This is a genomic window from Paraburkholderia sabiae, assembly GCF_030412785.1.
Classification (GTDB): Bacteria; Pseudomonadota; Gammaproteobacteria; order Burkholderiales; family Burkholderiaceae; genus Paraburkholderia; species Paraburkholderia sabiae.
Map to the genome: position 1 here is coordinate 963983 of NZ_CP125295.1, position 23174 is coordinate 987156.

Genomic DNA, 23174 nt, shown 5'->3' on the forward strand with positions numbered 1-23174 from the left:
CTTACGCAATACGCATGCCTGTGATGAGAGGAGGGAGTGAAGCGCCGCGCGTCATCTGGAACGCGCGGCGCGGGAAGCGGGTGGTGCTTCGGAAGGATTAGCGGGTTTGGCGTCAGACGCGTTCGCGGGCAAGCGCATCGGCTTCCTGCTGCGCCGTCGAGCCCTTTGCCGGGCGGCCGGCCCAGTGGCCTGCCAGCATCGAACCGGACAGGTTGTGCCACACCGAGAACAGCGCGCCGGGCAGCGCGGCGATCGGCGTGAAATAGAGCTTGCCGAGCGTCGCGGCGAGGCCGGAGTTCTGCATGCCGACTTCGATCGCGAGCGTGCGGCAAACGGCTTCGTCGAAGCCGAGCAGACGACCGCCCCAATAGCCGCCGAGCAGGCCGATGCCGTTGTGCAGCACCACGCCCAGCGCGACCACGAGGCCCACCGACGCGATGCTCTTCTGCGTGCCGCCGACGACGGCCGCGATGATCAGCAGGATCGACACCATCGAAACCAGCGGCAACACGGGCTCGATCTTGCGCACGAGCTTGCCGAAGAGATGATTGACGACGAGGCCGACGATGATCGGCAGCGCGACGATCTGCAGGATGCTCATCAGCATGCCGTGGACGTCGACGGCGATCGACGCGTCCACGTACAGGCGCGTGAGCAGCGGCGTGGCGAACACGCCGACGAGCGTCGACAGCGCGCTGATCGTGACGGACAGCGCGACGTCGCCGCGCGCCAGATAGATCATCACGTTCGACGCCGTACCGCTCGCGACGCTACCGACCAGCACCATGCCCGCCGTCAGATCGGGCGGCATGTGGAGCGCTTTGGCGATGACCCAGGCGGCGAGCGGCATCACGAGGTAATGCAGCACGATGCCCGCGACGACGGGCGCGGGGCGCGTGAAGACGCGGCGGAAGTCGTCGATGGAGAGCGTGACACCCATCGACAGCATGATGATCGTGAGCAGCGTCGTGACGTGGGGGGCGATGCCCGTGACGGACGACGGCGAAAAGTAGGCGGCCAGCGAGGCCAGTACGGCCCACAGCGGGAAGAGACGGGTGATGCGGGGGAGCATGAAGGGCGATCCTCTGGTGGTTTTTGTTTGTTTTCGCGACGCGGTTGATGTTTTTATACGGCTGGGTTGCCGCTGAGAACCTCGGATTTTACCTGCCGATTGGAAGCAGGCTTATGGTTTGGTTTTTTTGTTTTTTTCTTCGCTGGCATCCGCGGTTTCGTATCTGTACTTCTTGCGTTGCCCCTGTGCGGGGCGGCAGTTACTTTCTTTGCCGCGGCAAAGAAAGTAACCAAAGAAAGCCGCTTTTGAACCTCCGGTGCCCGCCAGATTCGCGCTCCGGCACACGTTCCTTGAGCTGGCGCGCAGTGACGCGAACACTCCGTAGAACACCCGCAGTCAGGTGCGCACAGCGTGAAAGATGACATCCACCTGGGGCACATTCGGTCGGTTTGATTTTTGTGCGTTTGCCATCGGTCTGATTGCGGCGGTATGTGCTCCAGACTGTGTGCGGGCTTTTCGCGCCGTGCGCGTTTACTGCGGGCTTTCTACAGAGTGTTGGCGTCGCTGCGCGATAGCTCAACTGCGGCACGCCGCAGCGCCATCCTGGCTGGCACCGGAGGTGTGAAGCGGCTTTCTTTTGCCTACTTTTCTTTGCCGCTGTGTACAGACTGGAGACATGGTTGACACCTGTACGGGGACATCGTTGACACCTGATGGTCAGGGTTTGGGAGTCTTCAGGTCAAGTTTTGCGACCCGCTGATGGGCGAACCAGATCTCGATCACCCCGTCTTCCTTCTCGCTCATGCGGGCGGCTACCTGCAGCCCCTTGAGCGCGATCGACAGCTTCAGTTTCTGGCCGCGCAGGCGCACCACGCCGCTGGCATTGACCCGCAACACTTCATCGCCGGGGCCGTATTCGGGCTCGGGCACCCGCTCGGGCATCGCGCGCAGGCTACACGCGTAGCGCGTGATGGGCGTGGCCATCCCGAGTGCCTCGTGCGGACGTTCGACGTTGTACACGTGCCGCCAGCGATCCAGTGCCTGCTGCATGTGCGCATGTGTGCTGAAGGCCTGCCGGTCCAGCACTTCGGCCTTCAGCGTGCGGTGAAACCGTTCGTCCTTACCATTGGTCTGCGGGTGATACGGCCGGCTGTAGCTCACCAGGATGCCCAGCCGGATCAGCCAGACCGCGAGTTCGGTGAGCTGCCCCGGCGCGCTGGGCGAGCCCCACGGCGCGCCGTTGTCGGTGTTGATGCGCGCGGGCAGCCCGTAGCAGCGGAACGCGCGCTCAAGCTCGGCCTGCACGACCTGTGTGGTCGTACGCGAGCAGGCGCTCAGCACGAGGTTGTAGCGCGAGTGATCGTCGATGACCGTCAGCGGCATGCAGCGCCCATCCTTCAGCGTCTGGACGTCGCCCTTGAAGTCCATCTGCCACAGCAGGTTCGGATGCGCGTGCTCGAAGCGCTGCCAGTGCTGGCGCTGCTGCGACGCCTGTTCATCGATGAGCCCATGGCGGCGCAGGATTTCGGTGATCGTGGCGGGCGCGGGCACCTCTGTCTCGCCCAGATCCTTCAGGCGCCGTTCGATCTTGCGTCCGCCCCAGCCATGTTCGCGACGCAGTTCCAGCACCCGCGCTTCGATGTGTTCAGGTGAGCGCAGGGGGCTGTGGTGCGGGCGTCGGGAGCGGTCGGCCAGCCCGCCGGGGCCTTCGGCCTTGTGACGGTCCAGCCACTTGTAGCCGGTCTGGCGGCTGATCCGGTAGCGCCGGCATAGCTCGCTGAATGACAGGGCCTGTGTGGCGGCCAGGCTGACGAATTCTTCGCGGAGATTCATGGTGTTTTTTGCTTCCCAGGGCATGGTTGAATCCGGGCGTTTGATTACCCGAAAGTGTCAACCATGTCCCTGTACACCTGTCAGCTATGTCTCCAGTCTGTACACCGCTGCAAAGAAAAGTAGGTGCCGCCCCGCACAGGGGCAACGCCTGAAGCACCGATACGAAACCGCGGATGCCAGCGCAGAAAACCCGCGCTAACGTTCTGCGCCGAGCACGCGCCTCAAACTCATCTTATGAAAGCGAAGCGTCATCAACAGCGCCACACTGGCAAGCCCAGCAGCCAGCCCCCACCACAACCCCCGGGCGCCGAGCCCAAAGTGAAAAGCAAGCGTGTATCCGGTAGGAAACCCAATCCCCCAATATCCAAACGCAGCAGCGATCATGGGAATCCGCGTGTCCTTGAGCCCGCGCAGGCACCCAGACCCAACCGTCTGCATCCCATCGACGATCTGAAAAATCGCCGCCACACCCAGCAGCGAGCTAGCCAGCGCAACAGTCGAAGCATTCGCGGGATCGTCCAGATGCAGATACAGCCCGACGATAAAGTGCGGCGCCGTGATCAGCAGCAACCCCGACAAGCTCATAAACCCGACACCCAGCGCAAGCGCGACAAACCCCGCATGCCGCGCGGCGAGCGGCTGCCCCGCACCCGACCAGAAGCCGACGCGCACATTCGCCGCCTGGCCGATCGCGAGCGGCACCATGAACGCCACCGACGCCACGTTCAGCGCGATCTGATGCGCCGCGAGCTGCGCTTCGCCAAGCAGACCGACCATCAGGCCCGTCGCGAGAAATAGCGTCGATTCGACGCCATACGTGATCGCCACCGGCCAGCCGATGCCGAACAGTTCGCCCATCAACGGCACGGTCGGGCGCGTGGCCGTCACGAAATGCCGGAAGCGCGGGCGCAGATGCAGCAGCCCCATCAACGTCAGCGCCGTGAGCCAGACGGTAAAGGTCGTCGCGCCCGCCGAGCCGAGGAAGCCGAGGCGCGGCAAGCCGTACGCGCCGTGTATCAGTCCGTAGTTCAGGAACGCATTGATGAATACGCCGCCGATCGACACCCACAGCAGGCGCCGCGCCGCGCCGATCGCGGGCAGGAACGAGCGCATCAGGCCGATCCCGATCAGACTGCCCGGCGCGCCCCAGCGCAGCACCGCGCAGTATTCGCCGACGTTGTGAGCAAGCAGCGTCGGCTCGCCGAACGCCGTCATGATGGGCGTCGCAAAAGACAGCAGCACGAACGCCGGCACGGCGAGCAGCAGCGACAGCAGAAAGCCCGTCCAGTAGATGTGCGGCACGCGATCCTCGGCCTGCGCGCCGCGCGCATGCGACACGCTCACGCTCACCGACGTCAGTACGCCTTGCAGTAGCGTCACGACGACAAAAAACAGGTTTGCGCCGAGCCCGCCCGCCGCGAGCGCGTCGGGGCCGAGCGAGCCGAGCAGAACGGTGTCGGTGACGCTCATCGCCATCTGCGAGAGCTGGGCAATGGCGAGCGGGGCGGCGAGACGCGCGGTATCGGCGGCGTGACGCGACAGCGTGGGCGGCCCGCTCATCGCGCGGGACATTCCGGTTGGATTCATGTTCGAAGCGCAGAGGCGCGAAAGGGCGACACGCGCGCGGTCAGAATGCCGCGCGCTTTTCGTTTTTCTGTCCAGACGGACAGCTTATTGCGGTAACGCGGCGCTGTCGATCAACAGGCACATCTTTGGTGCGGGTTTTGATGGCGGCAGCGAGTCGGCGATGCAGGCCGCATGTGTCGTCGAGGCGCGGCGTGACGTCCGAACGGGTGGAATCGACGTTCAGCCCTCGTGGACGGCGATCCGCGTGTCGCCGAGCAGTACGACCTGGCCCGCGCGGATTTTGCAGGTCTTGCGCGTTTCGACCTGTCCGTCGACGGTCACGGCGCCCGACGCGACGATCACCTTCGCCGATCCGCCGCTGTCCGCGAGGCCGGTGATCTTCAGCAGATTGTGGAGTTCGACGTAGTCGCCGGTCAGAGTGAAATCGAGATTAGGCATGGCAGTTGCGATCGACGGTGGTCGGCGAATTCGTGGAAAAAGCGACTCGCATGATAAGCCATCGCGTGGCGCGCGACGCTGCGTACGCAATACGCATGGCGATGGATCGGGCACTTGCAAGCAGATGTTATTCAGTTGTCAGGAAATGATACGTTGAGTAACAGTCGGCTTTTGCGAAGAACTCCACTCGCAAACGCCCGGTCTGTGGAATAGCCTGCTGCATTTTTGCGACAGGCGGATAGCGCGGGCACGACGTCGAACATCGGTGTCAACCAACAACCCGCTCGCGCGCCGACATCGACAAACTTCAGAGAGGATTGCCATGAACCAGCTCCGTAAGCTCCTGATCGGTACCGCCCTGACCACTGCGATCGCATCGACGGCCGCATTCGCGCAGACGGCGACCCAACCTTCGGCGGATCCGTCCGCGCAGACGCAGGCTCCCGCGGCCGCCCAGATGACGCAGGCGCCTGCCGCCGCACCGGCTGCGCAGGGCGTCCAGATGCCGGCGCCCGCGCCGCAGAACCTGACGGCGCCGGGTTCGACCGATCCGCTCGTCCAGAAGCGCAACGCCGACGCGCAGGCGAACGCGGAATATCGCGCGCAGAAACAGACGTCGAAGGAACAGATGAAGGCGCAGCAGAAGGCTGCGAAGGACTCGTACAAGGACCAGGTCCGCAACGCGAAGCTCAACAAGAAGGCCGACAAGGCAGCGGCGTCGAACGAGCTGAAGGCCGAAATGCAGGGCCAGCCGACGGGCGCGGCGGCGACGGGCGAAGCGCATAACTGACGCCGCGTCCCGGTAACCGTTTTGACGTTCGACCAAGGGAGGACACGATGAACAGGACCAGCAAGGCAATGAGCGCGCTGTGCGCGGTATTGATGGCCGGCAGCATGACGACGCTCGCCGTCGCGCAGACGCACGATCCGGCATCCGAGCCGATGACCCACGCCGACAGCAAGGCGGCGAAGGAACAGGCGAAGGCCAACAAGAAGGCGGACGTCGCGCAGGCAAAGGCCGACAAGAAGAAGACCGAAGCACAGGCCGACGCCGACAAGGCCAACGCTGAAGCCAAGGTCAAGGACGCGAAGTCGCAGTAAGCGTTCTCGATGCAGCACGCCGGATGGCTCGATGCCGTTCGGCGCAAGAAAAGCCCGGCGCTTGCCGGGCTTTTCTTTGCGCGCATGGCAGCGACTGCGGCCCGAAAAATGGGGCGCTTGTCGTCGAGGGTTGTATGGATATACAGTATGCGTCGCCTTCACTCTCCGACCCGTCATCGTGCTTTCCGTCGCCGATTCCCCGTCTTCATCGCCGTCTCCCGCGCCGGTTGAGGCCACCTCGGCATCCGCGTCGGCGGCCGCTGCCGACTGGCTCGCGAAGCTCAACGAAGCCCAGCGCGAAGCCGTCGAATACGGCACGGACGATGTCGCAAAACCGTCCGGCGCGCTGCTCGTCATCGCGGGCGCGGGCTCGGGCAAGACGAACACGCTGGCGCACCGGGTCGCGAATCTCGTCGTCAAGGGCACCGATCCGCGCCGCATCCTGCTGCTGACTTTCTCGCGTCGCGCGGCGCTCGAAATGACCCGGCGCGTCACGCGCATCGCCAGCGCGGCGCTCGGCACGCGTGCCGCGCTCGCGCAAGGGCTCACGTGGTCCGGCACGTTCCACAGCGTGGGCGCGCGCCTGCTGCGCGAGTACGCGGATCTGATCGGGCTGTCGCCGACTTTCACGATCAACGACCGCGAAGATTCCGCCGATCTGATGAATCTCGTGCGCCACGAACTCGGTTTTTCGGCGAAGGAAAAGCGCTTCCCGTCGAAGTCGGCGTGTTTCGCGATCTACTCGCGCGTCGTCAACACGGGCGCTTCGCTCGCGGACGTGCTGAATAGCGCGTTTCCGTGGTGCCGCGAATGGGAAGCCGACCTGCGCATGCTCTTCGCGGCCTACGTCGACGCGAAGCAGAAGCAGAGCGTGCTCGACTACGACGATCTGCTGCTTTACTGGTCGCATATGGCGGCAGAACCGGCGATCGCCGCCGATCTGTCCGGCCGTTTCGATCATGTGCTCGTCGACGAGTATCAGGACACCAACCGGCTGCAGGCGTCGATCCTGCTGGCGCTTAAGCCCGACGGGCGCGGCCTGACGGTGGTCGGCGACGACGCGCAATCCATCTACTCGTTTCGCGGCGCGACCGTGCGCAACATCCTCGACTTTCCCGCGCATTTCGATCCGCCCGCGAAGCAGGTCACGCTGGAGCGCAACTACCGCTCGACGCAGCCGATTCTCGAAGCGTCGAACGCCGTGATCGATCTGTCGACCGAGCGCTACACGAAGAATCTGTGGACCGACAAGGCGTCCGCGCAACGGCCGCACCTCGTCACTGTCGCCGACGATGCCGACCAGGCGCGCTACATCGTCGAACAGGTGCTCGCCGCGCGCGAAGCGGGCATGAAACTGAAGTCGCAGGCGGTGCTGTTCCGCGCCGCGCATCACAGCGCGACGCTCGAAATCGAACTGACGCGGCGGAACATTCCGTTCGTGAAGTTCGGCGGCCTGAAATTTCTCGATTCCGTTCACGTCAAGGACGTGCTCGCCGTGCTGCGCTGGGCCGAGAATCCGCGCGACCGCGTCGCGGGTTTCCGCGTCGTGCAGCTGCTGCCGGGCGTCGGGCCGGCGACGGCCGCGCGCGTGCTCGACGATATCGCCGCACGCGCCGACGCGCTCGGTTCAGGCAGCGCGCTCGATGTCGCGCATGGCGTGTCCGGCTGCGCGGCGGGCGCGCTCGCCGCGTTTGCGCCGCCCGCGCGTACGCTCGAAGACTGGCATCTGTTCGTCGCGATGATGGCGTCCGTGTGCGGCCGGCAGACGCCGTGGCCCGCCGAGTTCGAGATGGTGCGCCGCTGGTACGAACCGCATCTGGAGCGCAATCACGAGGACGCGTCGATTCGCCAGGCCGATCTCGTGCAGATGGAGAGCATCGCGGGCACGTATGCGTCGCGCGAGCGCTTCCTCACGGAACTGACGCTCGATCCGCCCGACGCGACCAGCGACGAATCCGGCGTCCCGCTGATCGACGAGGACTATCTGATCCTGTCCACGATCCATTCGGCGAAGGGGCAGGAGTGGCGCAATGTGTTCGTGCTCAATGGCGTCGACGGCTGCATTCCGTCCGATCTCGGCACGGGCAGCGAGGAGGAAATCGACGAGGAGCGGCGTCTACTGTATGTGGCGATGACGCGCGCGAAGGAAGACCTGCACATCGTGATGCCGCAGCGCTTCTACGTGCACAACCAGACGCATCTCGGCGACCGTCACGTGTGGGCGTCGCGGACGCGCTTCATCCCGCCGCATCTGCTGCCGCTGTTCGATTCGCATGCGTGGCCGCCGGTGCCCGTCGTGTCGGCGCCGACATCGGCGGGGCTGGCGGCTGCCGCGCAAGCCAAAATAGAAATCGCGGCGAAACTCAGAAAAATGTGGGACTGAGCTTGCCGCGATCTGATGGCGTCCGATGCGGACGCCGTTTGTCTTGACGATTGTCGCGAGTTAAAGCCTAGCGCGACTGCCGCTGCTGTTGTTGCTGCTGCTGCGGACGCGGCGGCGGCATGAAGAAGTTGCGCAGCCACGCGGCGAGCCGCGTGAACACGTCATACGGCTCTTCGACGAAAATCTCCGGCTTCAGGAGGCGCAGATATTCCATGATCTGCTGCGCTTCCTGCTTCTGGAACGAGCCGTGCGAAATGCCCAGGCGCAACAGCCCGCGCAGTTCGCCGAGCTTCTCGCGCGCCGCGCTGCCCACGCTGGTTTCGCACGCGACCTTCGCCTCGTACACCCGCTGACGTAGCGATTCGGCCAGACGCCAGGCGGGCGTCTGCATCACTTCCTCGAGCGCCTGAATGTCCTGCGCCGCCGACTTGATCTGCGCGGCGAGCGGATCGACCAGCGAAGGCGCGCCTTCCGCTTCCTTGACGATCGCCGCGGCCCATTCGCGGCTTTGCTTCGCCAGCTCTTCGGGCGTCCATTCCGAGCGCGACGCGAAGCCGAAGCCGAACTCGTTCGCCTGCTTCATCAGAATCGCGACGACGTCCGGAAACTCCTTGTCCAGCGTGCGTTTCGCCCATGCGTACTGACCGCCCTGCAGCATCCGCTGCACGGCGTTCTCGGTCAGCGGCACCATGTTGTCGAGCAGTTTTGCCCGCAGGAAGTCCTCGAACGACGGCGTCGCGAACTGCGGATCTAGCTTGAGCGAGACCCGCACGAACGCCTCGAAATCCTTTCGCAAAGATCCGAGCGTTTCGTCCTTGATGTTGAGGGTAATCTGACCCATGTCTTATCCCGTTTCGTCGACCGCGCGACTACCGTTGAGGCGCTGGCCCCGTGCCGTGCGCCCTCGTGCGCAGACGGCACCGATATCCGGCGCGGTTCTGTCCGGCTTGCCGGCATCCGTCGATGGACGGTGCCTGGTTCACGGACCACGAGTGTTTATCGGCGGATTGAAAGGGAACTTGAGGGCGGCGCGCCGTGCCGGGCGGACGGCGCGCAAACGTTACTGCATGGTCACTTCAGCACCACGCCTTGCCAGACAAAGAAGACGGCGAGGCCGACCGCGATGGTGAGAAGCGGCCGGCGCGTGAGTGCGCTGACGGCGATGGCGGCGAGTGCGCCGATCAGTTGCGGATTGCGCCACGTGATTTCCGCTTCCGTGCCGTGCGGCGACACGGCCATTGGCACGATGATCGCAGTCAGGACAGTGACGGGCACGAAGCCGAGGGCGGTGCGCACGAGCGGCGGAAACACGACGCGATCGCCGAGCACGAACACGGCAGTGCGGATCAGCCACGTGATGACGGCCATGCCGAGAATCAGAAGGACGTAGTTCATCGCGATGCCTCCACCGTGCGGGTGCGCTGGAACGCGGGCAGCGACAGCAGCACGCCCACCGCGACACCCACGAATACCGCGCCGAGCAAGCCGAGCTTGTACGGCCAGTCCTGCCAGAAGAACGCGAGCGCACCGGCTGTGACAGCCGCCGCCAGATAGCGCAAGGCGACGAGCTGCGGGACCACGATCGCGATGAAGGTCACGACCATCGCGAAATCGAGGCCGAGCGATTGCAGCCCCGGGAAGGCCGCGCCGAACAGCAGGCCGACGAGCGTCCAGATCTGCCAGTTCAGGTACATCGCGAGGCCCGAGCCGAGGAAGTAGTACGGGCCGACCGCACCCGGCGGCTGCAGCCGGTAGTGCGCCCAGGCGACGGCGAACACTTCGTCCGTCAGCAGGCCGCCGAGCGCCCAGCGCCAGCGCGGCGGCAGGTGCGAGACGTAGGGCGCGAGCGTCGCGCTGTAGAGCACGTGGCGGGCGTTGACGACGAGCGTCGTGGCCCAGATGACGGCGTAGCTCGCGTGGCCCGCGATCAGGCCGAGTGCGATGAACTGGGCAGAGCCGGCGAACACGATCAGCGACATCAGCTGGCCGTGCCACAAATGCAGTGGTCCGGACGCGACGAGCGTGCCGTAGATCACGCCGAACGGCAGCGCGCCAATGATCATCGGGATCGTGTCGCGCGCGCCCGCCGTGAGTTCCTTGAAACGGTGAGTGGGTTGTGCAGGGTGAGTCAATCTTTCCTCCTCGATACGGCGCAGCATAGCCGGGTGAGGGGACTGGCGGCTTGTACGTTCTTGCGCTGGGGATGTGTAGCTTGAGTCTGCTCGTTTCGAGCGGTAGCGAGCACTCAGGACGACTGCCAGCGACCCGGCGGCACGCCGAACATACGGCGGAAATGCCGTGTGAAGTGGCTTTGATCGGTGAAGCCGTTCGCCGCCGCGACATCTGCCACCGACGCGCCCGCGCGCAGCGGTCCGAGCGAGCGCTGCAGCCGGATCTGGTTGCGCCATGCGTGCGGCGGCAGGCCCGTCACTCTGGAGAAAAGCCGGGCCGCGTGAAACTGTGACAGGCCCACCGCCTCGGCGAGATCCGCGAGCTTGAGCGGCGCGGCCAGGTCGTCTGCCAGTTGCTCCTTCATCGTGACGACGCGCGCATCGTCGCAGGTGAATTGCGGTGCGGCGGAACGCGTACGGCCGTAGCGCACGAGCAATGTCGACAGCGCGTCGAGCATCGCCGTTTCCGCGACGAGCGGGTCGCCGTTCGCCTCGAGCAACTGATGCGCACGCGATAGCCGTATAGCGAGATCAGCGTCGCGGATCACGTCGGCGTCAAACCATGGCAGCGGCTGCGCGCAGCCCGCGATGTCTTCCGCCAGCGCATGAATGAACTCGACGGGCGCGTACATCACGCGATAACGCCAGCCTTCGTCCATCGCACGCGAGCCGGTGTGCACTTCGCCGGGATTGATGATGGGCACGCTGCCCGCTTCGGCGACGTGCCGCGCGCCCTGATAGCGATACGTTTCCGCGCCTGCCTCGATCACGGGAATCGTGTATGCGTCGTGCCAGTGGGGGGTGAACTCGTGATCGTGATATTCGGCCGTGAGCAGATCCGCGCCGGGCAGAAGCGGCGTGCGCCAGTAACGGGCGTTATCGCGGAAACGGGTCGAAGTCATGATCGAAGTTCAGATGGATCTGTCAGTCTACCGCGCAATCAACGGACGGGGATCGTCGTACCGGTGGGCATCGGCACGGCGGTGACGCTGTTTTTCGCGCTGCCCGTCGCGACGCGGTCGCTGTAGGTCAGATAGACGAGCGTGTTGCGTTTCGTATCGACGACGCGTACCACGTGCAGCGTCTTGAAGATGAGCGACATGCGTTCCGTGAATACATCGGCCTGCTGGCGCAGCGGTTCGGGGATCTTGACGGGCCCGACCTGGCGGCACGCAATCGACGCCTCCGTTGGATCTTCGGCGATCCCGAGTGTCCCCTTGATGCCGCCCGTGCGCGCCCGCGATACATAGCAGGTGACGCCTTGCACGGCGGGATCGTCGTATGCTTCGACGACCACGCGGTCCGAGCCGGTGATATGAAAGTTCGTGTTGACGCTGGCGACCTCTTCGGCCTGCGCGAGCGGTGCGCAGATGAACGCTGCGACGAATACGAGAAGGGCGGCGACGCGCACGCGGGGCTGGACGATTTTCATCAGGTGACCGGAGGATTGGGCGATTGAGCGGGCAGCGAAAGCGGCTGCCGATGTGAACGCAATCGTAACCTGGTTGCCCGGCCTCGCCGTCGCGGCGAAAGGCATAAGCGAAATCGACGATCAACCGATCGCAGAAAATAAAAAAGGCCCGCACATGTGCGGGCCTTCGAATTTTGGCTCCCCGACCTGGGCTCGAACCAGGGACCTACGGATTAACAGTCCGGCGCTCTACCGACTGAGCTATCGGGGAACAGCAGTACAACGTGTCGCTACATAAAAAAGCCCGTTGTGATTAACGGGCCTTTGCAATTCTTGGCTCCCCGACCTGGGCTCGAACCAGGGACCTACGGATTAACAGTCCGGCGCTCTACCGACTGAGCTATCGGGGAACAACAACAGCAGAGAAGCGAAATTGTAGGAGGTGTAGAAGAACCTGTCAATACCTTCGGTTCATCTCAATTTAATTCGCCTAATTCGAGCCGAGGGGCAGTTTTCTTTCGATCAACGCTCGAGCAGTGCGAGCTTTTCCTTCACGTCCTTGAATTCGTCGGCTTCGGGCAGCGGCGACTTGGTCTTCGTGATGCTCGGCCATCCCTTTGCCAGTTCGGCATTGAGTTCCGTGAAGTGCTGCTGGTCGCCGGGTACGTCTTCTTCAGCGTAAATGGCGTTCACGGGGCATTCCGCCACGCACACGGCGCAGTCGATGCATTCGTCCGGATCAATCGCGAGGAAGTTGGGACCTTCGCGAAAGCAGTCCACCGGGCACACATCGACGCAGTCGGTATAGCGGCACTTGATGCAGCTTTCGGTCACAACGTGAGTCATTCAGGCAACTCCTGCAAACGATATCTTTTGGGTAGTGGGGAGATGGCAAGACGCCAAAAGCGGTATTGTAACGTAACGTCAAGTAGTGCATACGCGATCGTCCCAACCCGTTTATATCGTTTGGTGATTAGTTTATGGCGGGCCGTTTGCGCCACGTGCGCATTGGCCGACACTGCGCTCGACGCGTTGGAACAACCGCCCGCGCGCATTCGGGTAACATGCGACAGCATCTTCGCGCGGCGCGCGAGGCGAACACGAAAGGGCGATGGCGCACGAGGCCTGACGTCTTCCGATTTTTACGCAGTCCCGGTTTGCAAGATCATGATCATTACTTCGCTGCTCGATACCGACCTGTACAAGTTCACGATGATGCAGGTCGTGCTGCATCATTTCCCGGCCGCCAACGTCGAATACAAGTTCCGCTGCCGCACGCCGAAGGTCGACCTCGTGCCGTACATCGACGAAATACACAGCGAAGTGCGCAAGCTCTGCAAGTTGCGCTTCAACGAGGGCGAGCTTGACTACCTGCGCCGGATGCGTTTCATCAAGAACGACTTCATCGATTTCCTCGCGCTCTTCCATCTGAACGAGAAGTACATTTCGATCACGCCTTCGCCGAAAGGCAACGGCGAAATCGAGATCGATATCAAGGGGCCGTGGCTGCACACGATCCTCTTCGAAATCCCCGTACTCGCGATCGTCAACGAAGTCTATTTCCGCAACACGCAGCTGCAGCCCGACTACAGCGAAGGGCGCGAGCGCCTGCGCGACAAGATCCAGCTGCTGGGCGCGCGGCCCGAATTCGCCGAATGCAAGATCGCCGACTACGGCACGCGGCGCCGCTTCTCGGGTCGCTGGCACGAAGAGGTGATCCTGACGCTCAAGGACGGTCTGCGCGAGCAGTTCGCGGGCACGAGCAACGTGTTCTACGCGATGAAGCATGGCCTCACACCGCTCGGCACGATGGCGCACGAATACCTGCAGGCCTGCCAGGCGCTGGGCCCGCGTCTGCGCGATTCGCAGATCTTCGGCTTCGAAATGTGGGCGAAGGAATATCGCGGCGACCTGGGTATCGCGTTGTCGGACGTGTATGGCATGAGGGCGTTCCTCCGTGATTTCGACATGTACTTCTGCAAGCTCTTCGACGGCGCGCGCCACGATTCCGGCGACCCGTTCGACTGGGGCGAGCGTCTTCTCGCGCACTACGAAGCGAACCGCTGCGACCCGCGCACGAAAGTGCTCGTGTTCTCCGATGCGCTCGACATTCCGAAGGTGCTGCAGCTGTATGAGCGCTTCCGTGGCCGCTGCAAGCTCGCGTTCGGCGTCGGCACGAATCTGACCAACGATCTTGGCTACAACCCGCTGCAGATCGTGATCAAGATGGTCAAGTGCAATGGCCAGCCCGTCGCCAAGCTGTCCGATTCTCCGGGCAAGAACATGTGCGAAGACAAGGCGTACCTCGCCTATCTGCGTCAGGTGTTCGGCATCGATCATCCTGTGGAAGAAGACGCGGGCAAGTAACGCGCGGCTTGTCGTTCATGAACATGTGAAGGTCATTGTCGGCGCCTGGCGTAGGCGCCGCTATATGCCATCTGGCCAGGTGTTTGCGCGAAGAGCGGCCGGTATAATTCGCGGGTCGATGCGCAGTCCGCACGCGCATCTCGCAGGCGTATTTCGCATCGTCCACACGATCACCGGCACGAGGATATTGCACATGGATACATCGACGGCCCGCCGCAACATCCTGGCGCGCATCCGCGCCGCGCAAGGGCGCGAACCCGAGCCGGCCGCGTCCGAACGCGAAGCGGCGCAAGCGTATCTCGCGAGTCATCCGCAAGGTCCGCGTCCGCCGATGCCGGCCGATCTCACCGCGCATTTCATCGAACAGGCGAAGAAGATGGCGACCACGGTCGATACCGTCGAGTCGCTCGCCGACGTGCCGGCCGCCGCGCACCGCTATCTCTCCGAACTGAACCTGCCGACACAGGCCATCGCATGGCAGACGCTCGAAGCGCTGCCTTGGGCCGGCTCAGGCATCGACGTCGAGTTTCGCAAGCCGCGTGACGAAGACCGCGTGGGCATCACGGGCTGCTTCTGTGCGACGGCTGAAACAGGCACGCTGGTGCTGCTCTCCGGACCGCAAACCTATGCGTCGGCGGGCTTGCTGCCCGAAACGCACATCGCAGTCGTGCCCGCGTCGCGCATCGTCGCCGGTCATGAAGACGCGTTCAACCTGATCCGCAGCGAACGCGGCGAGCTGCCACGTGCCGTCAACTTCGTTTCGGGCCCGTCGCGTACGGGCGACATCGAACAGACCATCGTGCTCGGCGCGCACGGTCCTTATCGCGTGCATGCGATCGTCGTGCGTGGCGCGTAAGTCCGTGCCGTTGCAGGGCAGCGTGCCTGGTACGCGTTTCGCGCTGTTGTTCGCGTTGACGTGCTGGCCGTTCGCAGCATCGGCGGCAAGTCTCGATGGCGCTGCGCTGTCCGTGTGGTGGGGCGCGCCGTTCGCGGGCATCCTTCTGTCGATCGCCGTGTTTCCGCTCGTCGCGCCCAAGCTGTGGCATCACCATTTCGGCAAGATTTCGGCGGCGTGGGCCATGCTGTTTCTCGTACCTTTCGCGTTCGCTTTCGGCGCTCCGATGGCCTTCGGCACGCTGATCCATGCGATGCTCGAAGAGTACGTGCCGTTCATCGTGCTGCTGACGGCGCTCTATACCGTCGCGGGCGGCATCTGCGTGACGGGCAATCTGCATGGTTCGCCACGACTGAACACGGCGCTGCTCGCACTCGGCACGGCGCTCGCGAGCATCATGGGAACGACGGGCGCAGCCATGCTGCTGATTCGCCCGCTATTGCGCGCCAACGACAATCGCAAACACGTCGTGCATGTCGTCGTGTTCTTCATTTTTCTGGTCGCGAACGCGGGCGGTTCGCTGTCGCCGCTCGGCGATCCGCCGTTGTTTCTCGGCTTTCTGAACGGCGTCGGCTTCTTCTGGACGACGGTGCATCTCGCGCTGCCGATGCTCTTCATCTGCGTCGTCCTGCTCGCCGCGTTCTACGCGCTCGATTCATTCTATTTCCGGCATCGCGAAGAAGTGCTGCCTGTGGATCCGTCGCCCGATACGCAGGGTGTCGGCGTGACCGGCAAGATCAATTTCGTGTTGCTCGCGCTCGTGATCGGGCTCGTGCTGATGAGCGGCCTCTGGAAACCCGGCATCACATTCGACGTAGCAGGCACGCACGTCGCGTTGCAGAATATCGTGCGGGACGTGGCGCTTGTCGCGGTAACGCTGTTGTCGCTGGCTGTCACGCCGCATGCCGCGCGCGAGGGGAATGCATTCAACTGGGCGCCCATTGAAGAAGTCGCGAAACTCTTTGCGGGTATCTTCGTGACGATCGCGCCCGTTATCGTGATGTTGCGCGCGGGCGAGGCGGGCGCGTTCAGCGGTATCGTGCATCTCGTCAACGACACGGCCGGCCAGCCGCGCGACGAAATGTACTTCTGGGCGACGGGCGTGCTGTCGTCGTTCCTCGATAACGCGCCGACGTATCTCGTGTTCTTCAACCTTGCCGGCGGCGACGCGCAGACGTTGATGAACACGGGCGCGTCGACGCTCGCGGCGATTTCGGCGGGCGCCGTGTTCATGGGCGCAAACAGCTACATCGGCAACGCGCCGAACTTCATGGTGAAAGCGATAGCCGAGTCGCGTGGCGTGCAGATGCCGAGTTTTTTCGGTTATCTCGCGTGGTCGGGCGTGGTGCTGGTACCGTTGTTCATCGCGACGTCGTGGATTTTCTTCTAATGCCGTACGCGCGCCGGATGGCGTGCGCGGCGGACTGATACTCGGAGAATGGCAATGCAAAAGATTCTGGTCGCGCGTCCCATCTTTCCGGATGTGATCGAGCGCCTCAAGCAGCATTTCGACGTCGAATGGAACAACGGCGACGTGCTGCCCGCCGACGAACTCAAGCGCCGGATAGCCGACAAGGACGGCGCGCTGACGGCGGGTGACGTGATCGACGCGTCCGTGCTGGCCGTCGCGCCGCGTCTGCGCGTTGTGTCGAATATGGCAGTCGGCTACAACAACTTCGATATGGCCGCGTTCAACGCATCGAACGTGCTCGGTACGAACACGCCCGACGTGCTCAACGAATCGACGGCGGACTTCGGCTGGGCGCTGATGATGGCCGCCGCGCGCCGTATCGCCGAATCGGAACACTGGCTGCGTGCGGGCAAGTGGGACAAATGGTCGTACGACGGCTTTCTCGGCTCGGATCTGTACGGCTCGACGCTCGGCGTGATCGGCATGGGCCGCATCGGCCAGGCGCTGGCGCGTCGCGCGCGCGGCTTCAACATGAATGTGATCTACCACAATCGCTCGCGCGTCTCGCCCGAAATCGAAGGCGAGTTGAATGCGACGTATGCGTCGAAGGAAGACCTGCTGCGGCTCGCCGATCACGTCGTGCTGGTGCTGCCGTACTCGGCTGAAAGCCATCACACGATCGGCGCCGCCGAACTCGCGCTGATGAAGCCGACCGCGACGCTCACGAATATCGCGCGTGGCGGCATCGTCGACGACGCGGCGCTTGCCGTTGCGCTGCGCGAGAAGCGCATCGCGGCAGCGGGCCTCGACGTGTTCGAGGGCGAGCCGAAGCTTAATCCGGCGTTGCTGGGCGTGCCGAACGTCGTGCTGACGCCGCACATCGCGAGCGCGACGGAAGCGACGCGTCGCGCGATGGCGAATCTCGCGGCCGACAATCTGATCGCGGCACTCGGCGAAGGACCGCGCGCGGGGCGTCCGCCGAATCCGATCAACCCTGACGTGATCGGAAAGGCGCGTTCATGACGATGGTGTTGATCGCGGCCATTGCCGTTCTGGCCGTCGCGCTGGTGATCGCGCTCGCGCTGTTGCTGCGCGGCGCGAACGCCGAGCAGCAGCACGTCTACATCGACGAACTGGGCGAACGGCTGGACGCCGCAGCGCTTGCTCAGATGCGGGAATTCGAGCGGCTCGAACGTGAGTTGCGCGGCGAGATTTCCGACACGGCGCGCGTGTCGCGTACCGAATTGAACGGCGGTTTTTCGCAGTTCCAGCAGACGCTCGCGGCGCAGTTCACGAGCATGACGACGGTGCAGGCGGGCAAGATCGACGGCTTCGCGCAGCAACTCGTCAAGCTCACGGAGACGAACGCGCAGCAACTTGAGGCAGTGCGCTACAGCTTTCAGCAACAGGCGCAGCAGGCGCGCGACGAACAGAGCGTGACGCTGACGCGCTTCGGCGAGACGTTGCAGCATCAACTGGCGCAGGTGACGGAGGCCAACGACCGGCGCTTCGCGGAAGTGCGCGCGGCCATCGAGCAGCGTCTGAAGGACATTGAGGCGAACAACGCGACGAAGCTCGAAGAGATGCGTCGCACCGTCGACGAAAAGCTGCACGCGACGCTCGAACAGCGTCTCGGCGAATCGTTCAAGCTCGTGTCCGACCGTCTCGAACAGGTGCATCGCGGGCTTGGTGAAATGCAAACGCTGGCGGCAGGTGTCGGCGATCTGAAGAAGGTGCTGACGAACGTCAAGACGCGCGGCACCTGGGGCGAAGTGCAGCTCGAAGCGTTGCTCGAACAGATACTGACTTCCGATCAATACGCAAAGAACGTTGCGACGATTCCTAAGAGCAACGATCGCGTCGAGTTCGCGATCAAGCTGCCTGGGCGTCAGCCTTCACCCGATGCAGCGGCTACACCAGTCTGGTTGCCCATCGATGCGAAGTTTCCGCGTGAGGACTATGAACGTCTGATCGAAGCGCAGGAGCGGGCCGATCCTGTCGCAGTCGAAGACGCCTCGCGTGCGCTCGAAGGGCGGATTCGTGCGGAAGCCAGGACGATTGCAGACAAGTACGTGTCGCCGCCGCATACCACCGACTTCGCGCTGCTGTTCCTGCCGACGGAAGGGTTGTACGCAGAAATTCTGCGTCGTCCGGGGCTGACGGATCTGTTGCAGCGCGACTATCGCGTGACGATCGCCGGGCCGACCACTTTGACCGCGTTGCTCAACAGCCTGCAGATGGGTTTCCGCACGCTCGCCATCGAGCAGCGTTCGAGTGAAGTGTGGCAGGTGCTCGGCGCCGTGAAGACCGAGTTCGGCAAGTTCGGCGACGTGCTCGCGAAAACCAAATCGCAACTCGAAACGGTCACGCGGTCGATCGAAGCAGCGGAAGTGCGCACGCGTCAGATGAACCGCAAGCTGCGCGATGTCGAGGCGTTGCCGGAAGAAAGGGCGGCGGGATTGCTCGGGGACTCGTTATCCGGCGTCGATCCCGACGAGTCTTAAAACAGGGCGCAAAAAAGGCGCATTAACCGTAGCAGTTATGCGCCTTTTCTTTTTACGACAGGCAGGCCAGATCAGTTCGCCGCGCTTGCCGCCAACTGATCGAGCGCGTCGCCCGTGACGCGCACGATACGCCATTCGGGCAGCACAGTTGCGCCCATCTTCTGATAGAAATCGATCGCGGGCTGATTCCAGTCGAGTACCGACCATTCGAAGCGGCCGCAGCGACGTTCGACGGCCAGTGCCGCCAGATAGCGCAGCATCTTCGAGCCGAGTCCCGTGCCACGCTCGGTGGGCTGCACGTACAGGTCTTCGAGATACAGGCCGCGGCGTCCGAGGAAGGTCGAGTAGTTATGGAAGAAGAGCGCGTAGCCGATCATCTTGCCTTCGCGCTCGGCCACGATCGCTTCCGCCGACGGCCGCGCGCCGAACAGCGCGTCGCCCAGGTCCGCTTCCGTCGCGATGAACAGGTGCGTGAGTTTTTCGAACTCGGCCAGTTCGTACATCAGCGCAAGCATCGCGCCGACGTCGTCACGTGTGGCTGCGCGGATGGTCGTCGACATTACGCTTCCTCCGGCACGTCGCTCAGCTGGATTTCGATGCCGCCGAAGCGCGACGCAACCCAGTTGTACGCATGGCACGCGATCCACAGCAGAATGAAGCCGAGAATTGCGTTGAGCAGCAGCGCGCTGAACACGGTGCTCAGTTCCACCGACCCATAACGGATGAATGCGACCAGCACGCCGAGCAACACGATCGGCACGCTGAACGTCAGGTACACGAGGATCAATGCCTTTGCCGTTTGCCCCGGGGCAATGAACGAGATCTGTTTTTTCATGTAAGTCAAACCCGTATGTCGTAGTGGAATGCTTGAAAACCTGTCTGCCCGGCCGTGCGCGCTGAGATTCGCTCAGATCAGGCCGTCGAACAGCATGATATCGACGGCGTCGCCGGGATCGAGATCGGACTGTTCATGGGCGAGCACGATAAAGCAGTTTGCTTCGCTCATCGAACTGAGCACGCCGGAGCCTTGCGAACCCGTCGGATGGACGTGCCATGCGCCTTGCGCGTCGCGCTGCGCGACTCCGCGCTGAAATTCGGTGCGGCCCGGGCGCTTGCGGATCGTTTCGACGCATGCGGCGCGGATCAGCGGCACTGCGTGCGTCGTCGCGCCCGACATCCGCAGCAGCACTTCGCGCACGATCTGGTAGAACGCGGCCATCACGGCCACCGGGTTGCCCGGAAGACCGAAGAAGATGGCCGGTTCGCCCGCACCTGGCTTGCCGCCCGACCAGATCCGACCGAACGCCAGCGGCCGGCCAGGACGCATCGCGAGACTCCAGTGCGCGACATCGCCGAGCAAACGTAGCATCTGCTTCGTCAGATCGGCTTCCCCGACGGAAACGCCGCCGGAGGTTATCACGACATCCGCGCTCGCGGCAGCCGTTCGCAACGCTTCTTCGAGCGCGGCAGGTTCGTCGCGGACCACGCCGAGATCGATGGGGTCGACATCGAGGCGCTTGAGCATCGCGAAGAGGGTGTAGCGGTTGCTGTCATAGACGCAGCCGGCATCGAGCGGCTCGCCGATCGAGCGCAATTCGTCGCCTGTCGAAAAGAAAGCGACGCGCAGCCGGCGACGCACGGACACTTCGCCGATACCCAGCGACGCAAGCAGTCCGAGGTCGGACGCACGCACGATGCGGCCCGCCTTCAGCGCGACCGCGCCGCCCGCGAGGTCTTCGCCCGCGAGGCGCCGGTTCGCGCCCGTACGCAGCTGCTGGGCCGCGAAGCGGATCGTGTCGCCTTCACGCGTGACGGCTTCTTGCGGCACGACCGTGTCGCAGCCCGCGGGCATCGTCGCGCCCGTCATCACGCGCACGCATTGCGTGGCGTCCGTGGTGCCTTCGAACGGATGCCCGGCGAACGCCTTGCCCGCCACAGCCAGCGCGATTTCGCCCGATTGACCTTCGAGCGCCGCGCCGGAGAACGCATAGCCGTCCATCGCCGAATTATCGTGTGCGGGCACGTCGATGGGCGACACGATGTCCTGCGCGAGCACGCGGTTCAGCGCGTCACGCAGATGCACGCGCTCGACCGTCGTCACGGGCGCCGCCCATTCGCGGACGATCGCCTGGACGGCGGACACCGGCATGGCTTGAGCGTCGTACTGTGCGACGCAACTCGAGGTTTCGTTCAGCGTGGTCATGAAAGGGGAGCGTCGCGACGGGATGCGGTGCGGCGGCGGCCGGGCGATCGCGGCAAATGGCGGCTGCTCATGTGGAACCCGGCAACTTTCGTCAACGTCGTTCGAAGTCGGCGAGTTCCTGCAGTGAATTGATATTGTAAAACGTGCGCTCGTCCGGAAACGCGACTTCGACGGCCCTGTGGCGCGCGTACCACGTGCGAACCTTGCGCTCGCCCGCCTGCAGAAAGCCTTCGAGGTCGTCGGCCAGCGACGTGCGCACCAGTGCGAAAACGGGGTGGATCGACGTGTTGCCTTCGGTGTCCGTCGTCGTGACGGTCGCGATATTCGCTTGATGTTCGTCGAGCGCGGCCACGAGGCGGTCCGCAAGGTCGGCCGGGAAGCCTGGCGTGTCGCACGGCGCGGACAGCACGAACGGCGTGCGCGCGGCGCGCAATCCCGCGAGCAGGCCAGCGAGCGGACCGGGAAAATCGGGCAGCGTATCGGCGATCACGGTCGCGTGGAAGGGGGCGCCGAGTTCCGCGTAACGCTCGGCGTGCCGGTTCGCGCTGATCAGCAGCGAGCCGGCTTGCGGCGCGAGACGGCGCATCACATGCAGCGCCAGCGGCTCGCCGTTCAGCATCTGCAGGCCTTTGTCGGCGCCGCCCATGCGCATGCCACGTCCGCCCGCGAGAAGCAGGCCCGTGATGTCGTCGCGTGAAACGGTCATGTGAGAGCGACGGACTTAGCCGCCGATGTACGACATCTCGACGCGCCGCTCTTCCGACGTCGTCCTCGATGCCGCGCTCGCGCTGCCGCGCAGCTGCGAGTAGCGGTCGCCGCGCGCATGCCACATGTTGGCGACAGCGGTGGCGATGCCGGCGTCGCTCGTGCCGTTGCGCACGAGCGCGCGCAGGTCGTGGCCCGACGACGCGAACAGGCACAGATAGACCTTGCCTTCCGTCGACAGCCGCGCACGCGTGCAATCGCCGCAGAACGCGCGCGTCACGCTGGAGATCACGCCGATCTCGCCGCTGCCGTCCGCGTAGCCCCAGCGCTGCGCGGTTTCGGCGGCGCTGTGCGCTTCGAGCGGCAGCAGCGGGAAGTGCTCGCTGATGCGTGCGACCACGTCCGCCGACGGCAGCACTTCCGTCATGTTCCAGCCGTTCGACGTGCCGACGTCCATGTATTCGATGAACCGCAGCACCACGCCCGAGCCTTTGAAGTGCGCGGCCATCGGCACGATTTCGCTGTCGTTGGTGCCGCGCTTGACGACCATGTTGACCTTCAGCGGCGCAAGTCCGACCGATTGCGCGACTTCGATGCCCTCGAGCACGTCGCGCACCGCGAAATCGGCGTCGTTCATGCGGCGAAATAACACATCGTCGAGCGCGTCGAGGCTGACAGTGACGCGGTTCAGCCCCGCGTCCTTCAGGCTCTGCGCCTTGCGGGCGAGCAGCGAACCGTTGGTCGTGAGCGTCAGGTCGAGCGGCTTGCCCGTCGCCGTCGTCATCCGCGCGAGTCGTTCGATCAGAAATTCGAGGTTCTTGCGCAAGAGCGGCTCGCCGCCCGTCAGCCGGATCTTCTCGACGCCATGCGCGACGAATATAGCCGCGATGCGCTCGATTTCCTCGAAGGTCAGCAACGCGCTGTGCGGCAGGAACGGATAGTCCTTGTCGAACACGGCGCGCGGCATGCAGTAGACGCACCGGAAGTTGCAGCGGTCCGTGACCGATATACGCAGATCGCGCAGCGGGCGCGACAGCGTATCGGTCAGTTCGCCGCGCGGGATCCGGGCGGGACCGGCGACGTCGGGAACGGCGCTGACGTCGGCAACAGGGATGATGCGTCGGGACATGGTCACATATTTGGGATATCAGAC

23 protein-coding genes and 2 tRNA genes are annotated in these 23174 nt (G+C 64.0%); 8 read left to right on the plus strand and 17 right to left on the minus strand.

Annotated features, from left to right (window positions below; genetic code table 11):
- Nucleotides 1-112 precede the first annotated feature (112 nt).
- The 4 genes from panS to QEN71_RS04385 form a co-directional block, all read right to left on the minus strand.
- On the minus strand, nucleotides 113-1072 hold the full coding sequence (gene panS, locus QEN71_RS04370) for a ketopantoate/pantoate/pantothenate transporter PanS (RefSeq protein ID WP_201653386.1): 960 nt from the start codon (nucleotides 1070-1072) through the stop codon (nucleotides 113-115).
- Nucleotides 1073-1729: 657 nt separating this feature from the next.
- Nucleotides 1730-2869, minus strand: coding sequence for an IS481 family transposase (locus tag QEN71_RS04375; RefSeq protein ID WP_290468217.1), 1140 nt, complete (start codon nucleotides 2867-2869; stop codon nucleotides 1730-1732).
- A 171-nt stretch (nucleotides 2870-3040) separates the two neighbouring features.
- The gene (locus tag QEN71_RS04380) at nucleotides 3041-4432 is read right to left on the minus strand and encodes an MATE family efflux transporter (protein WP_201662614.1); all 1392 of its coding nucleotides are present in this window, start codon (nucleotides 4430-4432) and stop codon (nucleotides 3041-3043) included.
- Between the two features lie 219 nt (nucleotides 4433-4651).
- Complete coding sequence (locus QEN71_RS04385; protein ID WP_012400207.1) at nucleotides 4652-4870, minus strand: RNA-binding S4 domain-containing protein; 219 nt, start codon at nucleotides 4868-4870, stop codon at nucleotides 4652-4654.
- Between the two features lie 322 nt (nucleotides 4871-5192).
- Between QEN71_RS04385 and QEN71_RS04390 the strand changes: the two genes are divergently transcribed.
- The 3 genes from QEN71_RS04390 to QEN71_RS04400 all read left to right on the plus strand — a co-directional run bounded on the left by QEN71_RS04390 (nucleotide 5193) and on the right by QEN71_RS04400 (nucleotide 8354).
- Entirely contained in the window at nucleotides 5193-5660 is a 468-nt protein-coding gene (locus QEN71_RS04390) for a hypothetical protein (protein WP_201662611.1), read from the plus strand.
- A 47-nt stretch (nucleotides 5661-5707) separates the two neighbouring features.
- The gene (locus tag QEN71_RS04395; protein ID WP_201662609.1) at nucleotides 5708-5971 is read left to right on the plus strand and encodes a hypothetical protein; all 264 of its coding nucleotides are present in this window, start codon (nucleotides 5708-5710) and stop codon (nucleotides 5969-5971) included.
- Between the two features lie 178 nt (nucleotides 5972-6149).
- On the plus strand, nucleotides 6150-8354 hold the full coding sequence (locus QEN71_RS04400) for an ATP-dependent helicase (RefSeq protein WP_201662606.1): 2205 nt from the start codon (nucleotides 6150-6152) through the stop codon (nucleotides 8352-8354).
- Between the two features lie 67 nt (nucleotides 8355-8421).
- On the opposite strand, the gene QEN71_RS04405 is transcribed toward QEN71_RS04400, so the two are convergent.
- The 8 genes from QEN71_RS04405 to fdxA form a co-directional block, all read right to left on the minus strand.
- Nucleotides 8422-9195: a DUF4088 family protein gene (locus QEN71_RS04405; protein ID WP_201662604.1), complete on the minus strand. Its 774-nt coding sequence runs from the start codon at nucleotides 9193-9195 to the stop codon at nucleotides 8422-8424.
- Nucleotides 9196-9425: 230 nt separating this feature from the next.
- Complete coding sequence (locus tag QEN71_RS04410) at nucleotides 9426-9749, minus strand: AzlD domain-containing protein (RefSeq protein ID WP_201662601.1); 324 nt, start codon at nucleotides 9747-9749, stop codon at nucleotides 9426-9428.
- Complete coding sequence (locus QEN71_RS04415; protein WP_201662598.1) at nucleotides 9746-10513, minus strand: AzlC family ABC transporter permease; 768 nt, start codon at nucleotides 10511-10513, stop codon at nucleotides 9746-9748. The genes QEN71_RS04410 and QEN71_RS04415 overlap by 4 nt, the downstream gene beginning before the upstream one ends.
- 86 nt (nucleotides 10514-10599) lie before the next feature.
- On the minus strand, nucleotides 10600-11427 hold the full coding sequence (locus QEN71_RS04420) for an AraC family transcriptional regulator (RefSeq protein ID WP_201662595.1): 828 nt from the start codon (nucleotides 11425-11427) through the stop codon (nucleotides 10600-10602).
- Between the two features lie 38 nt (nucleotides 11428-11465).
- Complete coding sequence (locus QEN71_RS04425) at nucleotides 11466-11957, minus strand: CreA family protein (RefSeq protein WP_201662592.1); 492 nt, start codon at nucleotides 11955-11957, stop codon at nucleotides 11466-11468.
- 174 nt (nucleotides 11958-12131) lie between these two features.
- A tRNA-Asn gene (locus QEN71_RS04430) sits at nucleotides 12132-12207 on the minus strand.
- 63 nt (nucleotides 12208-12270) lie between these two features.
- Nucleotides 12271-12346, minus strand: a tRNA-Asn gene (locus QEN71_RS04435).
- 112 nt (nucleotides 12347-12458) lie between these two features.
- Complete coding sequence (gene fdxA, locus QEN71_RS04440; protein WP_201661172.1) at nucleotides 12459-12782, minus strand: ferredoxin FdxA; 324 nt, start codon at nucleotides 12780-12782, stop codon at nucleotides 12459-12461.
- A gap of 321 nt (nucleotides 12783-13103) precedes the next feature.
- Between fdxA and pncB the strand changes: the two genes are divergently transcribed.
- The 5 genes from pncB (at nucleotide 13104) to QEN71_RS04465 (ending at nucleotide 19113) form a co-directional block, all read left to right on the plus strand.
- Nucleotides 13104-14303, plus strand: coding sequence for a nicotinate phosphoribosyltransferase (pncB, locus tag QEN71_RS04445; protein WP_201661169.1), 1200 nt, complete (start codon nucleotides 13104-13106; stop codon nucleotides 14301-14303).
- A gap of 193 nt (nucleotides 14304-14496) precedes the next feature.
- Entirely contained in the window at nucleotides 14497-15159 is a 663-nt protein-coding gene (locus tag QEN71_RS04450) for a LutC/YkgG family protein (protein WP_201661167.1), read from the plus strand.
- A complete protein-coding gene (locus tag QEN71_RS04455) occupies nucleotides 15149-16588 on the plus strand; it encodes a sodium:proton antiporter (RefSeq protein ID WP_377791294.1) in 1440 nt (479 codons plus the stop codon). Before QEN71_RS04450 ends, QEN71_RS04455 begins: the two co-directional genes overlap by 11 nt.
- Before the next feature lie 54 nt (nucleotides 16589-16642).
- Nucleotides 16643-17632: a 2-hydroxyacid dehydrogenase gene (locus QEN71_RS04460; RefSeq protein ID WP_201661164.1), complete on the plus strand. Its 990-nt coding sequence runs from the start codon at nucleotides 16643-16645 to the stop codon at nucleotides 17630-17632.
- Nucleotides 17629-19113 (plus strand): DNA recombination protein RmuC, encoded by a 1485-nt coding sequence (locus QEN71_RS04465; RefSeq protein ID WP_201661162.1) that lies wholly within the window; start codon nucleotides 17629-17631, stop codon nucleotides 19111-19113. Before QEN71_RS04460 ends, QEN71_RS04465 begins: the two co-directional genes overlap by 4 nt.
- Nucleotides 19114-19184: 71 nt before the next feature.
- On the opposite strand, the gene QEN71_RS04470 is transcribed toward QEN71_RS04465, so the two are convergent.
- The 5 genes from QEN71_RS04470 to moaA all read right to left on the minus strand — a co-directional run bounded on the left by QEN71_RS04470 (nucleotide 19185) and on the right by moaA (nucleotide 23150).
- On the minus strand, nucleotides 19185-19673 hold the full coding sequence (locus QEN71_RS04470; RefSeq protein WP_201661160.1) for a GNAT family N-acetyltransferase: 489 nt from the start codon (nucleotides 19671-19673) through the stop codon (nucleotides 19185-19187).
- Nucleotides 19673-19948 carry a hypothetical protein gene (locus tag QEN71_RS04475; protein WP_007741774.1) on the minus strand — a complete coding sequence of 92 codons (276 nt, stop codon included), beginning with the start codon at nucleotides 19946-19948 and terminating at the stop codon, nucleotides 19673-19675. The genes QEN71_RS04470 and QEN71_RS04475 overlap by 1 nt, the downstream gene beginning before the upstream one ends.
- Before the next feature lie 72 nt (nucleotides 19949-20020).
- Nucleotides 20021-21316: a molybdopterin molybdotransferase MoeA gene (gene moeA, locus QEN71_RS04480; RefSeq protein WP_201661158.1), complete on the minus strand. Its 1296-nt coding sequence runs from the start codon at nucleotides 21314-21316 to the stop codon at nucleotides 20021-20023.
- 91 nt (nucleotides 21317-21407) lie between these two features.
- Entirely contained in the window at nucleotides 21408-22022 is a 615-nt protein-coding gene (gene mobA, locus QEN71_RS04485) for a molybdenum cofactor guanylyltransferase MobA (protein ID WP_201661156.1), read from the minus strand.
- A 15-nt stretch (nucleotides 22023-22037) separates the two neighbouring features.
- Nucleotides 22038-23150 (minus strand): GTP 3',8-cyclase MoaA, encoded by a 1113-nt coding sequence (moaA, locus tag QEN71_RS04490; RefSeq protein WP_201661154.1) that lies wholly within the window; start codon nucleotides 23148-23150, stop codon nucleotides 22038-22040.
- Nucleotides 23151-23174 lie beyond the last annotated feature (24 nt).